This is a genomic window from Amycolatopsis sp. NPDC104587 (assembly GCF_055583645.1).
In genome coordinates this window covers 150,894-164,866 of record NZ_JBVJNO010000014.1, presented here as the reverse complement: position 1 = coordinate 164,866, position 13,973 = coordinate 150,894, and the positions used below count along the sequence as shown (strand labels likewise).

Genomic DNA, 13,973 nt, shown 5'->3' with positions numbered 1-13,973 from the left:
GGAGAACGGGTGCGGGTGCTCGGGGTCGACCCCGGTCTGACCAGGTGCGGCCTGGGGGTGGTCGACGGCGGCAAGGGCCGGGCCGTCCGCTGCGTCGCCGTCGACGTCGTGCGGACGCCGGCCGACGCCGACCTGGCGCACCGGCTGCTCGGCATCTCCGACGAGGTCGAACGCTGGATGGACAAGTACAAGCCGACCGCCGTCGCGGTCGAGCGGGTCTTCGCCCAGCACAACGTCCGCACGGCCATGGGCACCGCGCAGGCCGGCGGTGTCGTCGCGCTCGCCGCCGCGCGCCGGGGACTGCCGGTCGTGTTCCACACGCCGAGCGAGGTCAAGGCCGCCGTCAGCGGGTCGGGCCGGGCCGACAAGGCGCAGGTCACGGCCATGGTGATGCGCCTGCTCAACCTCGAGGTCGCGCCGCACCCCGCCGACGCCGCGGACGCGCTCGCCCTCGCCATCTGCCACCTCTGGCGGGAGCCGATGCGGGCCCGGCTCGCCGAGGCCGAAGCCCGGGCGGCCGAGATGGCCCGCACCCACAAGGCCCGCCTCGCCGCGGCGGCGAAACAAGCCAAGAACCCTGGAGCAGCACGATGATCTCGTCGGTACGCGGAGAAGTCCTGTCGGTCGCCTTGGACCACGTCGTGGTCGAGGTCGGCGGAGTGGGCTTCGCCGTGCAGGCCACCCCGGCGACGCTGGCCACCCTGCGCCGCGGCGAGGAGGCGCGGCTGCACACCGCGCTCGTCGTGCGTGAGGACTCGCTGACGCTGTTCGGGTTCGCCGACGCCGACGCGCGGGAGCTGTTCGGGCTGCTGCAGACGGTGTCCGGGATCGGGCCGCGGCTCGCGCTGGCCACCCTCGCCGTGCTCGACCCCGACAAGCTGCGCGGCGCGCTCGTCGAAGGCAACATCACCGTGCTCACCTCGGTGCCCGGCATCGGCCGCAAGGGCGCCGAACGGCTCACCCTGGAGCTGCGCGACAAGGTCACCGCGCTCGGCTCCGGCGAAGCGCCGGCCCTCACCGCGCCCGGCGCGCTGCGGGCCGAGGTCGTCGAAGCACTGGCCGGGCTCGGGTTCCCGGCCAAGCAGGCCGAGACGGCCGTGGACAAGGTCCTCGCCGACGGCGACGGCCACACCACGGCCAGCGTGCTGCGCGCGTCGCTGGCCACCCTCGGCCGGAAGCGGTAGGCGCGGCCGTGGAGTATGAAGCCGTGGAGGAAGACGAAGCCCTCTCGGCGTGGGCGCAGACCGGCGAGGAGACCGTCGAAGGCACGCTGCGGCCCCGCAAGCTCGACGAGTTCGTCGGCCAGCCGCGGGTGCGCGAGCAGCTGGAGCTGGTGCTGGAGAGCGCGCGCCGCCGCGGCGTGCCGCCCGACCACGTCCTGCTGTCCGGCCCGCCCGGGCTGGGCAAGACGTCGATGGCGATGATCGTCGCGGCCGAGCTGGGCGCGGCCATCCGGATCACCTCCGGCCCGGCCCTCGAGCGCGCCGGCGACCTCGCCGCGATGCTGTCCAACCTCGCGCCCGGCGACGTCCTGTTCATCGACGAGATCCACCGAATCGCCCGGCCCGCCGAAGAGATGCTCTACCTGGCGATGGAGGACTTCCGGGTCGACGTGGTGGTCGGCAAGGGCCCGGGCGCCACCAGCATCCCGCTGGAGATCGCGCCGTTCACGCTGGTCGGGGCGACGACGCGGTCCGGCTCGCTGACCGGCCCGCTGCGCGACCGCTTCGGCTTCACCGGGCAGATGGAGTTCTACACCGACACCGAGTTGGAGCTGGTCGTCCGGCGCGCCGCGACGATCCTCGACATCCCGATCGACCGCGACGGCTGCCAGGAGATCGCCGGCCGTTCGCGCGGCACACCCCGGATCGCGAACCGGCTGCTGCGGCGCGTCCGCGACTACGCCGAGGTCCGCGCCGACGGCAAGGTGACCCTCGAGGTCGCCCGGGCCGCGCTGGCCGTCTACGACGTCGACGAGCTGGGCCTCGACCGGCTCGACCGGGCCGTGCTCACCGCGCTGACCAGGTCGTTCGGCGGCGGGCCGGTCGGCATCTCGACGCTGGCGGTGGCCGTGGGGGAGGAGGCGACCACGGTGGAAGAGGTCTGCGAGCCCTACCTGGTGCGCGCCGGTATGCTCGCCCGCACCCCGCGTGGCCGGGTGGCGACCGCGGCCGCCTGGGAGCACCTCGGGCTGGTGCCGCCCGCCGACCACCCGGGGCGCCCCGACCCGGGCGGGCTCTCGCCGTTCGAGCAGGACTGAGCGGCCGGAACCGGCGGGTGGGTGCTGGCGTCCGCGCTGGTACCTGGCACACTTGACAGGAGCACATACCCAAAAACCGGACATTTCGGCTGGGCCCGGTGTCCGTCGAACGGAGAATCATGCAACAGCTATTGCTGCCCCTGCTGCTCGTGCTCGTCCTCGCCGTGCCGCTGGTGATGAGCTCGCGGAAGCAGAAGAAGCAGCAGGCCGCGCAGCAGGACCTGCAGAGCAGCCTGGCGCCCGGTGACCGCGTGATGACCACCTCGGGTCTCTACGGCACCGTCGCCGACACGTCCGGCGACACCACGATCGACATCGAGATCGCCCCCGGCGTCGTCACCACCTGGCTGCGGCTCGCGGTCCGCGAGAAGGTGCAGCCGGTCGTCGAGACCGACGAGGACTCGGCCGACGAGGTGGAGGCGGCTCCCGCGGAGGAGTCGATCATCGAGTCGAGCGCCGGCATCAAGAGCGACGACGAGACGCCGACCACCGCGCAGGTGGCGCCGCCGCTGGAGCACGGCAAGAAGTAAGGCCCCCGCGGTACCCCTGGGCGGAGGCGGAAAGCTCCCGACGAAAGTCGGTGCGGCCGCAACGCCGGGCTCACGCAGCACCGAGTAGTGTCTCGGTGCTGCGTGCGTGTCCGCCGTCATACCCGTGCCCGGGAGTGAATCGCACACAGTCCGGCCCGGTAACCCTCCGGGCGGGCACCAGACCGTTGGGGCAACCCAGTCCGAGGAGACCGAAGCACCGTGGCATCATCGGCCGGGCATCTCCGCCCGGGACGCTATCTCGCCTTCTTCGCCCTGATCGTGATCGTGCTGTACGCGCTGGTGTTCCTCACCGGCAACCACAAGCCGACCCCGAAGCTGGGCATCGACCTGCAAGGCGGCACCCGGGTCACGCTCACCGCCCGCACCCCGGACGGTGGCCAGCCCACCCGGGAGTCCCTGAACCAGGCGCGCCAGATCATCGAGCGCCGGGTCAACGGGATCGGCGTCGGTGGCACCGAGGTCCTCCTCGACGGCAACAACGTCGTCATCACCGTCCCCGGCGAGCAGGGCGACCAGGCGAAGAACCTGGGCAAGACCGCGAAGCTGGGCTTCCGCAAGGTCGTCGCGAACGCGACGCAGCCGGTGGTGCCCCCGCAGCCGCAGCCGTCCACCCCGCCGTCCTCGGGCGCCCCGAGCACTCCGCCGTCTTCGGGCGCGCCGTCCTCCGGTGCGCCGACTGCCAGCTCCAGCGCGCCGCCGTCCAGCCCGGCCGCCGGTGGTGGCGGCGCTCCCGCCGCCGCGCCCGCGCAGCAGCAGAGCACCACGCCGGCTCCGCCGAGCAGCAGCACCACGCCGCCGCCCGCGTCGAGCCAGGCCCCGGCCCCCGCGGACGGCTCGGTCGACGCCGACACCGCCAAGGAGATCCAGGCCGCGAAGGCGGTCCGGCAGAACCCGAAGCTGATCGGCGCCGACGGCACCCCGGACCAGAACCTCGTGGCCCAGGCGATGGCGTCGCTCACCTGCGCGCCGAACGCCAAGGACCCGCTCGAGGGCAACGACGACCCCAAGCTGCCGCTGGTCGCCTGCGGTGACAAGGACACGTACAAGTACCTGCTGGAGCCGGAGTTCCTGCCGGGCACCGAGATCGCGGACTCGACGTCGGGCTACGACCAGCAGCGCGGCCAGTGGGTGGTGAACCTCAGCTTCAAGAGCGAGGGCACCAAGATCTGGGCCGACTTCACGACCAAGAACCAGGGCCAGCAGGCCGCGTTCGTGCTCGACACGCAGGTCGTGTCCGCGCCGAACATCCAGGTCGCGATCGTCGACGGCAACACCCAGATCACCGGCAAGTTCACCCAGACCGACGCGAAGAACCTGTCGGACATCCTGAAGTACGGCTCGCTGCCGCTGTCGTTCGCCTCCTCGGACGCGACCACGGTGTCGGCCACGCTCGGCTTCGCGTCGCTGCAGGCCGGGCTCATCGCCGGCGGCATCGGCCTGCTGGTCGTGTTCATCTACTGCCTGTTCTACTACCGGCTCCTCGGCGTGCTGACGATCCTGTCGCTGGCGTTGTCGTTCTCACTGGTGTTCGCGGTGCTGGTGCTGCTCGGCCGCTGGATCGGCTACACGCTGGACCTCGCGGGCATCGCCGGCCTGATCATCGCGATCGGCATCACGGCGGACTCGTTCGTCATCTACTTCGAACGAATAAAGGACGAGATCCGGGAGGGCCGGACGTTCCGGTCCGCGGTGCCGCGCGGGTGGACCCGCGCCCAGCGCACCATCCTGGCCTCGGACGCGGTGAGCTTCCTGGCCGCGGCGATCCTGTACATCATCGCCGTCGGCGACGTCCAGGGCTTCGCGTTCACACTCGGCATGTCCACCGTGCTCGACCTGGTGATCGTCTACCTGGTGACCCACCCGCTGGTGGCCATCGCGTCGACGTCGAAGTCGAAGTTCCTGTCCAACCCGAAGTACCTGGGGCTGGGCGCCGTGCAGCAAGTGGGTTCGCACCGCAAGTCGACGGGCGTCGGCCGCGCGAACGTGAAGGAGGCCTGACGTGGGCGTCGAGGAACTGGGCACGGACGCCGACGGCGACAAGAAGGTCGCGGCGAAGCCGGGCAGGCGGGAAAGCTTCTTCCACCGGCTCTACGTGGGCACGGGCGCGTTCGACGTCGTCGGCAAGCGCAAGCGCTGGTACCTGTTCTTCGGGACGCTGGTGCTGGTCTGCCTGCTGTCGATGATCTTCCGCGGCTTCAACATCGGCATCGAGTTCGAGGGCGGCACGCAGATCCAGATGCCGGCCAACGGCATCCACGGCGTCATCACCGAGGACCAGGCCAAGGAGTCGTTCCAGAAGGCGCTGGGCAAGCCGGCCGCGGAGACCCAGAAGGTCGGCACGGGCGCCGCGTCGACCATCCAGATCCGCACCGACACGCTGGACGCGGCCGATGTCGCCAAGGTCAAGCAGACGCTGTTCCAGGACCTGGGCCCGAAGGGCTCCAACGGCCAGCCGAGCGTCCAGGCGATCAGTGACAGCGCGGTCAGCGCGTCCTGGGGTGGCGAGATCTCGCAAAAGGCGCTGATCGCCCTCGCGGTGTTCCTCGTCGCGGTCGTCATCTTCCTGGCGATCTACTTCGACCTGCGGATGGCCTCGGCGGCGCTCGTCTCGCTGCTGCACGACATCTTCGTGACGGCCGGCGTGTACTCGCTGGTCGGGTTCGAGGTCACGCCGGCGACGGTGATCGGTCTGCTGACGATCCTCGGGTTCTCGCTGTACGACACGGTGGTGGTGTTCGACAAGGTCCGCGAGAACACGCGCGGCCTGCTCGGGCTGACCCGCCGCACGTTCGGCGAAGCCGCGAACCTGGCGCTGAACCAGACCCTGATGCGGTCGTTCAACACGGCGTTCATCGCGCTGCTGCCGATCCTCGGCCTGCTGATCGTCGGGTACATCCTGCTCGGCTCCGGCACGCTGCAGGACCTGGCGCTCGTGCAGCTCACGGGTACGGTCGTCGGCGTGCTGTCGTCGGTCGCGCTCGCGACGCCGCTGCTGGTCGACTTCAAGATGCGCGACCCGAAGTACCGGCAGCAGGCCGAGCGCGTCCACGCCCGCCGGGCCAACGCGGAGCGCAAGGCCGCGGGCGACGACTTCGACGCCTCGGACGACGACGCCCTGGCGAAGGAGCTGCGCAAGGAGAAGGCGTACGCGGCCGCGGCCAGCGTCCCCGCCCGGATCCAGAAGCAGCGCCCGTCCGGCAAGCCCGCGAACAAGCGCAAGCGCTGACGTGGACCTGGACGACGCCCTCGGCCTGATCGCCGAGGTGCCGGACTTCCCCGAGCCCGGCGTGCTGTTCCGCGACCTGAGCCCGCTCTTCGCGGACGCGGGCGCGTTCAAGGCCGTGGCCGACGCGCTGGCGGGCACCCTCGACCCGCAGGTCGAGGCGCTCGCCGGCGTGGAGGCCCGCGGGTTCCTCCTCGCCGCGGCCGTGGGGTACGCCCGCGGCCTCGGCGTGGTGCTGATCCGCAAGCCCGGCAAGCTCCCGCAGGTGGCGGGCCGGGTGGACTACGCGCTGGAGTACGGCACGGCCACGGTCGAGCTCCCGGTCGGCGTGGTCCGGCCGGGCCAGCGGATCGCGATCCTGGACGACGTGCTGGCCACGGGCGGCACGGTGGCGGCGACGGGCAAGCTCCTGGAGGACGCGGGAGCCGTGGTCGACAGCGTGTCGGTGGTGCTGGAGCTGGCGGCGCTGGGCGGCCGTGACGTGCTGGCGAACCGGAAGATCCACGCCCTGCAGGTCTGCTGAAACCCGTATCTCGCGTGATTGAGGCCGGATCTCGCGTGATTGGGTCCGTAACTCGCGAGTTCCGGCCCTGATCACGCGAGTGACGGGTCCGATCACGCGAGTTACGGGTTTCGTCACGGCGAACCTGCTGGTCGGAGCGGTGGCCTCCCCCTGAACGGGCGTACCCGACAGGGCCACGAGGCGCAGCGGCTACCCTGGTGGTTCGAAGGCCGCACGAGCAGCAGGAGGTGCGGGTGAGCCAGGAGCTCGACGCCGCGGTGCCCGCGCAGGAGGGCGCCCCGCAGAACGGGCAGGCGGCGGCACAGCCCGCGCCGCCGAAGCCGAACGGCGCGGCCCCGAACCCGTCCGCCACCCGGCGGGTGCGCGCCCGCCTCGCCCGGCGCATCACCGCTCAGCGCGCCGCCCCGGTCAAGCAGGTCCTCGAGCCCCTTGCCGTCATCCACCGCGAGCTGCACCCGAACGCCGACCTGGGCCTCCTGCAGCGCGCCTACGACGTCGCCGAGGAGCTGCACCGGAACCAGCGGCGCAAGTCCGGCGACCCCTACATCACCCACCCGCTCGCCGTCGCGACCATCCTCGCCGAGCTGGGCATGGACACCACGACACTCGTCGCGGCGCTGCTGCACGACACCGTCGAGGACACCGGCTACGCCGTCGAAAGCCTGAAGGCCGACTTCGGCGAGAAGGTCGCCGAGCTGGTCGACGGCGTCACCAAGCTGGACAAGGTCAAGCTCGGCACGTCCGCCGAGGCCGAGACCATCCGCAAGATGGTCATCGCGATGGCCAAGGACCCCCGCGTCCTGGTCATCAAGCTCGCCGACCGGCTGCACAACATGCGCACCATGCGTTTCCTGCCGCCGGAGAAGCAGGCCCGCAAGGCCCGCGAGACGCTCGAAGTCCTCGCCCCGCTCGCGCACCGGCTCGGCATGGCCACGGTGAAGTGGGAGCTGGAAGACCTCGCGTTCGCGATCCTGCAGCCGAAGAAGTACGACGAGATCGTGCGCCTGGTCGCCGACCGCGCGCCGTCGCGCGACATCTACCTGCGTTCGGTCATCACCGACCTGACCAGCAACCTCGTCTCGTCGCGGATCACCGCGAAGGTCGAGGGCCGGCCGAAGCACTACTACTCGATCCACCAGAAGATGATCGTCCGCGGCCGCGACCTGGACGACATCCACGACCTCGTCGGCGTCCGGATCCTCGTCGAGGACGTCCGCGACTGCTACGCCGCGATGGGTGTCGTCCACGCGCTGTGGCAGCCGGTGCCCGGCCGGTTCAAGGACTACATCGCGCAGCCGCGGTTCGGCGTCTACCAGTCGTTGCACACCACGGTGATCGGCCCGGACGGCAAGCCGCTCGAGGTGCAGATCCGCACCTACGAGATGCACCGCACCGCCGAGTACGGCATCGCCGCGCACTGGCGGTACAAGGAAACCAAGGGCACGCACAACGGCAACGCGATGGACGTCGACGAGATGGCGTGGATGCGCCAGCTCCTCGACTGGCAGCGGGAAGCGGCGGACCCGGGCGACTTCCTCGAGTCGCTGCGCTACGAGCTGGCCTCGCGCGAGATCTTCGTCTTCACGCCCAAGGGCGACGTGATCACGCTGCCGGTGGACTCCACGCCGGTCGACTTCGCCTACGCCGTGCACACCGAGGTCGGGCACCGCTGCATCGGCGCCCGGGTCAACGGCCGCTTGGTCGCACTCGAGCGGAAGCTGGAGAACGGCGAGTCCGTCGAGATCTTCACGTCGAAGGCGGAGAACGCCGGGCCGTCGCGGGACTGGCTGCAGTTCGCCGGCTCGCCGAAAGCGCGCGCGAAGATCCGGCAGTGGTTCGCCAAAGAACGCCGCGACGAGGCGATCGAAGGCGGCAAGGAAGCCATCACGAAGGAGATCCGCAAGGTCGGCCTGCCGATCCAGCGGCTGGTCTCCGCGGAGTCGATGGGCGCGGTCGCCACCGAGCTGCGCCACGCCGACATCTCGTCGCTGTACGCGGCGGTCGGGGAAGGCCACACCAGCGCGAAGCACGTCGTGCAGCGGCTGGTCGCCCTCATCGGCGGGGTCGACGCGGCGGAGGAGGAGCTCGCCGAGCGCGCGACGCCGTCCACGGTCACCCGCCGCCGCGGCTCCAACGACGTCGGCGTGGTCGTCAAGGGCGCGAGCGACGTCTGGGCCAAGCTCGCCCGCTGCTGCACCCCGGTGCCGGGCGACGAGATCCTCGGGTTCGTCACCCGCGGCGGCGGTGTTTCGGTGCACCGCACCGACTGCACCAACGCCGGCGACCTGCAGTCCCAGCCCGAGCGGCTGGTCGAGGTCGAGTGGGCGCCGTCGGCGTCTTCGGTGTTCCTGGTGGCCATCCAGGTCGAGGCGCTCGACCGGCACCGCCTCCTCTCGGACGTGACGAAGGTGCTGGCCGACGAGAAGGTCAACATCCTCTCGGCGTCGGTGACCACGTCCCGCGACCGGGTCGCGGTCAGCCGCTTCTCGTTCGAGATGGGCGACCCGAAGCACCTCGGCCACGTCCTCAAGGTGGTCCGCGGCGTGGAAGGCGTCTACGACGTCTACCGCGTGACCTCGGCTTCCTAGGGCGACCACGATCCGTCGACCGCGATCCCGGCGGCCGCGGCGATCCGGTCGCGCGATTCCAGCAGCCGGTCGCGCAAGGCCGGCAGGTCGACGCCGAGCAGCTTCCCGTCGCGCTTGACCGCCTTCCCGGCGACGAAGACGCTGTCCACGAGGCCCGGGTGGCCCGCGGCGACGATCGTGCCGCACGCGTCGCCCACCGGGAAGACCGAGAGGTCCTCGGCGTCGAGCAGGACGAGGTCGGCGTCCTTGCCGACGGTGATGCTGCCGGTCCGGGCCGCGCGGCCGAGAGCCCGCGCCCCGTCGATCGTGGCGAACGCGAGAAGGTCCCGGCTCGTGACGCGGCCCCGCTCGGCGGCCATCGCGGTGCGCAGGGCGCCGAACATGTCGCCACCGGCGGACGGGCAGTCGTCGATCGAGAGTGACGGGCGGAGCCCGGCGGCCAGTGCCCGGCCGGTGATCAGCGGCTCGAAGCCCATTTTCAGCTCGACGTCCGGGCTGATCGACACCGAGCCGCCCGCGTCGGCGAGCATCACCAGCTGGTCGTCGGAGAGGCCGTTGCCGTGCACGACGGTCGTGCGGTCGTCGAGCAGCCCGCGCTCGGCCATCGCGGCGATCGGCCGGTCGCCGTGCCCCCAGCCGCCGGTGCCGTGGACGTGCATGCTCACCGGGAGCCCGAGCTCCCGGGCCAGCGCGACGTCCACGGCTGTTTCGTCCATTGTGGACATGACCGGGCCGCGCAGGCCGAGCGCCATGTCTTCGCCGGGCAGCACTTCCCGCACTCGCCGGATCTCCGGCTCGATGTCCGGCCCCGCGGCGCCGTAGCAGAAGATCGAGTGGCCGGGCGCCTCGCGCAGGGCCGCGATCGCGGCGTCGGCGTTCTCCGGGCGGTCGGCGCAGTGGAACCAGTCGAGCATGGTCGTGACGCCGCTCGACAGCGCATCGAGGCGCCCGAGGAGGTTGCCCAGGTGGACGTCTTCGGGCCGGTAGTGGGGCTTGAGCGTGCCGTGCATCGCGACGCGGTACTGGTCGAACGTCCAGTCGGCGCCGAGGCCGCGGAACGCCGTCTGCCAGGTGTGCCGGTGCGTGTCCACAAAACCGGGCAGCACGATCTTGCCTGCGGCCTCGACGACCTCGGCCTCGGCCGCGTCGAGGCCCGAGCCGACCGCGGCGATCCGGCCGTCCTCGATGAGCACGTCACCGCGGGGGAGCGTCCCCACAGCGGGATCCACGCTGACCACCACGGCGCCCTGAACGAGTGTCTTCATCCGTGTCCTTCCCCAAGAGTTGATGCATCAACTCTAGCGTAGGCTGTCGCCATGGCGGAGATGAGCACCGAGGACTGGGCGTTCTGGAACACCTGGATGCGCGCGCACCGGCTGCTCGTCGAGGAGCTCGACCGCGGGCTGCAGCGCGACTGCGGCATCTCGAAGGCCGAGTTCAGCGTGCTGCGGACTCTGGTCGGGCCGATGCGCGTCGGGGAACTGGCCGACGCGCTCGACTGGGAGAAGAGCCGGGTCGCGCACCTGCTGACGCGGATGGAGAGCCGGGGCCTGGTGACCAGGACCGAGGCCGGCGCCACCGGCCGCCGGACAGGCGTCGAGCTGACCGCCGAGGGGCGTCGGACGGCGGAGGCGGCCACCCGGGCCCACGGCGCCAATGTCCGGAGGCTCGTCCTCGACGGGCTCACGCCTGAGCAGGCCGAGGCGATCCGGGCATGGAGCGAGCAGGTGGTCGAGCCCGGATAGACCAGGACGACCAGGGGAAATGTCCGGCACCCGGGCCGTTCGGTCCACTTCGGACGTCGCGACCAGCTGACCGCGAAGCTGCTGTCGTAGGCGTCCCGGCGGCATTGCCCGAAATGCCGTCACCTGTCCCGGTTGCGCATGCTACTTTCTGCAAATTGCAGGTCCCCGTTCCGGAAAACGCGAGGGAGCGAGCATGTCCCCTGGCTCGGCCGACGACACCACGCGCTACCTCTGCGCGGCGTCCTACCTCGACCCCGGTTACAGCAAACGGGCGATCACCGAGTTCCTCGTCGAGCCCACCCGGCCGGTGCCGCCGTCGCCGGGGCTCGACGCCGGCCGCGTGCTCACCGAAGCGGTGCGGGCGCGCGCCCGCCGGAAGAACTACGACGGCCTTCTGGTGGCGCTCATGGCCGTCGTCATCGGGCTGTCGTGGGACAACCCGCTGCTCTACGGCTGGATCGTGCTGTCGGTGGTGCTCGTGGTCGCGCAGCCGGGGAAGACGGCGTTCGCGTCGCAGCGGTCGGTGAACCCGAAAACGGTGGCCCTGCTCGGGGTCGTCGTGGTCGCCGGGATCCTGGTGTTCGTCTACTCGGACGAGATCTTCGGCGGCGGCCGGTACGTCTCGGACTACCCCTACGACGACTACTACGACGCCTCGGCGGGCAGCGACACCGCCCGGACCGTCATCGGCGTCGTGCTGGCCCTGGTGGTGCTGGTGGTCGTCACGATCGAGCGCTGGTCCCTGTGGAACCTGCTGACGACGCGCTTCAAGCGCAACGCCGCGCCGTCGGCGGGCGGCACCCTCACCGGTCTGTTCACCGAGGACTTCCGCGGGCAGCTCGAGCGGTACCAGCGCGGGGACGAGTTCGCCGGGACCCCCGGCGCGCCGCTGGTGGTCTACCGCGGGTACAACCCGTTCGTGGGCGCCGGGTTCCGCCGCGCCGCGTGGTCGATGGCGATTCCGCTGGAACGGCTGGAAGACGACGAAACCGACCCGGAAACGCGGCCGGAGCTCACCACCGAAACGTTGTACGGCGGGATCCGCGAGGCGATCGCGCACCTGCGCGAATCGGCTTCGCTGTCGCCGGACCGGCGGCTGGGCGCGCTGACGGTGACCGAGGCGGTGTTCACCCCGGCCGCCGAGCTCATCGACCACCTCGGGGAACCGGACGCCGCGGCCTGCCTGCCGGACGTCGGGCACCCGCCGCACACCCGGCTGACCGAAGCCGGTGTCGACCGGATCCGGCTGGAGCCCCGGGAATGGGCGCGCTACTACCTGTGCTTCCAGGTCGAGACCTGGGACCGGGACCTGGTGCTCACGACGTTCCTGCACGCCGCCGTGGACGACACGACGCTGTACGTCGAGTGGACGCCGTTCATGCTGCCGCCGATCCGCGCGGACTACCGCGTGGTCGACAAGATGCGGCCGGACTCGCTGCGCCCGCTCGGCCAGGGACTGCTGGCCTGGCTGGAGATGCCGGCCGGCCTGCCGGGCCGGATCGCGAACCTCGCGTCGTGGATCCGGCAGCCGAAGCGCGAACCCGGTGTCCTCGACCCGGACCGCTACGGCGCGTCGAGCACCCTGCGCGAGCTCGCGTCGGTGAACCTGTTCACCGACTACTTCCAGCTCGTCGACATCGAACGGTACGAGAAGATCATCGAAAGCCGGCTCCTGCCGGCCATCGGCAAGCTGCTGGGCGACGCCGGGTTCTCGACGGCGAAGTTCGACGAGCAGGCGGCGGTCGTGATCACCAACGACATCACCATCGGCGGCGACAACCGCGCCCCGATCACCCAGACCGGGCAGCGCGGCCCGCGCCCGCCCCGGGCGCCCGGCCGCCTGGCCAGGACGGAGGCCTGATGGGACACCGGATCACGAACAAGGTGAGCATCGGCGGGGACAACTCGGGCCGGATCACCCAGACCGGCATCGAGGGCGGCGCCGCCGAGGCCACCGTCTCGTCCCTGCTGGAGCTGGTCGAGCGGCTGAGCGCCGAGGTGCGCGGCAAGGACCTCGCGAAGCAGGAGGTGCTGGAGGACACGCTGACCGACCTCTCGGCCGACCTGCGCGCGGGCGACACCGCCGAGCCGGCCGTGGTGCGCAGCCGCTGGGACAAGGTCAAGGGCCTGCTGGGCGGGCTGGCGCAGTTCTCCGAGCTGGTCGCGAAGATCTCCGACCAGGTGCAGAAGATCTTCAGCTGAGCACCTTGCGCAGCAGGGTGGTGACCTCGTCCGGGCGTTCCATCGACGGCAGGTGACCGGTGTCGGGCAGCTCGACGAGCTCGGCGTTCGGCAGTGACTCCGCCAGGTGCTCCGACAGCTCCACCAGCCCGCGCGCGTCCGCCGTCCCGATCACGACCGTGGCGGGCGTCGTGATCTCGGCCAGCCGGTGGCGGGTGTCCGGGATCCGCTCCGTCCACTGTGGAGTGGTCCAGTCGTGCCGGTACACCTGCTCGCACATTTCCCTTACCAGGGCGAGCATCTCGGCGGGCAGCACGGACACGTCCCGCCCCGGGCCGGCCACCAGGTAGCGGATGTTCGCCTCCGCCATGGCCCGCACGTCCGCCGGGTCGACGTCACCCTCGCGCGCGGCGTACCGGGCCAGGCGGTCGGCCGGGACGGCCTCGGCCGTCAGCCGGGTGATGTCGGCCTGCATGTGGTCCGGCCAGGTGTGCCCGGTGAGGCCGGAGCCGAGCAGCACGAGCCGGGTGATCCGCTCCGGTGCGGCGAGCGCGGCGTCCAGCGAGCACGCCCCGCCCATCGACGCCCCGACCAGCGTCGCCTGCTCGATCCCCCGGGCATCGAGCAGCGCCAGCAGGTCTTCGTAGTGGGCGTGTTCGCCGACCCCGGCCGTCTCGCCGAAGCCGCGGCGGTCGTAGCGGATCACCCGGTGGGTGGCGGCGAGCGCGGTGAACTGGGCCTCCCACATCCGGCGGTCGCCGATCGCGGCGTGCAGCAGGACGACCGCGGGCCCCTCACCCGCTTCGTCGTAGCCGAACGCCGTCCCGTTCACATCGATCGTCGCCATGGTCCCAAGCTAGCCACACGACCGGGTCACACAGTACGGTTTTCGCTCAGGGCGA

The 13,973-nt window shown here is 71.3% G+C and carries 13 protein-coding genes; 11 read left to right on the top strand and 2 right to left on the bottom strand.

The window, feature by feature from the left end; all coding sequences use genetic code 11:
* Positions 1-9 precede the first annotated feature (9 nt).
* From ruvC to ACZ61C_RS36645, 8 genes are all read left to right on the top strand, one after another.
* Positions 10-594 (top strand): crossover junction endodeoxyribonuclease RuvC, encoded by a 585-nt coding sequence (gene ruvC / locus ACZ61C_RS36680; protein ID WP_465312500.1) that lies wholly within the window; start codon positions 10-12, stop codon positions 592-594.
* Positions 591-1,184, top strand: a complete 594-nt coding sequence (gene ruvA / locus ACZ61C_RS36675) for a Holliday junction branch migration protein RuvA (protein WP_465312499.1) — start codon at positions 591-593, stop codon at positions 1,182-1,184. The genes ruvC and ruvA overlap by 4 nt, the downstream gene beginning before the upstream one ends.
* 8 nt (positions 1,185-1,192) lie before the next feature.
* The gene (gene ruvB, locus ACZ61C_RS36670; protein ID WP_465312498.1) at positions 1,193-2,260 is read left to right on the top strand and encodes a Holliday junction branch migration DNA helicase RuvB; all 1,068 of its coding nucleotides are present in this window, start codon (positions 1,193-1,195) and stop codon (positions 2,258-2,260) included.
* Between the two features lie 119 nt (positions 2,261-2,379).
* Positions 2,380-2,790 (top strand): preprotein translocase subunit YajC, encoded by a 411-nt coding sequence (gene yajC / locus ACZ61C_RS36665; RefSeq protein ID WP_465312497.1) that lies wholly within the window; start codon positions 2,380-2,382, stop codon positions 2,788-2,790.
* A 219-nt stretch (positions 2,791-3,009) separates the two neighbouring features.
* On the top strand, positions 3,010-4,809 hold the full coding sequence (gene secD, locus ACZ61C_RS36660) for a protein translocase subunit SecD (protein ID WP_465312496.1): 1,800 nt from the start codon (positions 3,010-3,012) through the stop codon (positions 4,807-4,809).
* A 1-nt stretch (position 4,810) separates the two neighbouring features.
* Positions 4,811-6,037: a protein translocase subunit SecF gene (gene secF, locus ACZ61C_RS36655; RefSeq protein ID WP_465312495.1), complete on the top strand. Its 1,227-nt coding sequence runs from the start codon at positions 4,811-4,813 to the stop codon at positions 6,035-6,037.
* Position 6,038: 1 nt separating this feature from the next.
* Complete coding sequence (locus ACZ61C_RS36650) at positions 6,039-6,557, top strand: adenine phosphoribosyltransferase (RefSeq protein WP_465312494.1); 519 nt, start codon at positions 6,039-6,041, stop codon at positions 6,555-6,557.
* 233 nt (positions 6,558-6,790) lie between these two features.
* Entirely contained in the window at positions 6,791-9,145 is a 2,355-nt protein-coding gene (locus tag ACZ61C_RS36645) for a RelA/SpoT family protein (RefSeq protein WP_465312493.1), read from the top strand.
* Here ACZ61C_RS36645 and ACZ61C_RS36640 read toward each other — a convergent pair.
* Positions 9,142-10,410 carry an amidohydrolase family protein gene (locus tag ACZ61C_RS36640; RefSeq protein WP_465312492.1) on the bottom strand — a complete coding sequence of 423 codons (1,269 nt, stop codon included), beginning with the start codon at positions 10,408-10,410 and terminating at the stop codon, positions 9,142-9,144. The two genes, ACZ61C_RS36645 and ACZ61C_RS36640, sit on opposite strands and share 4 nt — an antisense overlap.
* Before the next feature lie 51 nt (positions 10,411-10,461).
* On the opposite strand from ACZ61C_RS36640, the gene ACZ61C_RS36635 reads away from it, so the two are divergent.
* The 3 genes from ACZ61C_RS36635 (at position 10,462) to ACZ61C_RS36625 (ending at position 13,092) form a co-directional block, all read left to right on the top strand.
* Positions 10,462-10,890: a MarR family winged helix-turn-helix transcriptional regulator gene (locus ACZ61C_RS36635; RefSeq protein WP_465312491.1), complete on the top strand. Its 429-nt coding sequence runs from the start codon at positions 10,462-10,464 to the stop codon at positions 10,888-10,890.
* Positions 10,891-11,083: 193 nt separating this feature from the next.
* Complete coding sequence (locus ACZ61C_RS36630) at positions 11,084-12,751, top strand: hypothetical protein (RefSeq protein WP_465312490.1); 1,668 nt, start codon at positions 11,084-11,086, stop codon at positions 12,749-12,751.
* Positions 12,751-13,092, top strand: coding sequence for a hypothetical protein (locus ACZ61C_RS36625; protein ID WP_465312489.1), 342 nt, complete (start codon positions 12,751-12,753; stop codon positions 13,090-13,092). Before ACZ61C_RS36630 ends, ACZ61C_RS36625 begins: the two co-directional genes overlap by 1 nt.
* Here ACZ61C_RS36625 and ACZ61C_RS36620 read toward each other — a convergent pair.
* Positions 13,085-13,918 (bottom strand): alpha/beta fold hydrolase, encoded by an 834-nt coding sequence (locus tag ACZ61C_RS36620; RefSeq protein ID WP_465312488.1) that lies wholly within the window; start codon positions 13,916-13,918, stop codon positions 13,085-13,087. The genes ACZ61C_RS36625 and ACZ61C_RS36620 overlap by 8 nt on opposite strands.
* Positions 13,919-13,973 lie beyond the last annotated feature (55 nt).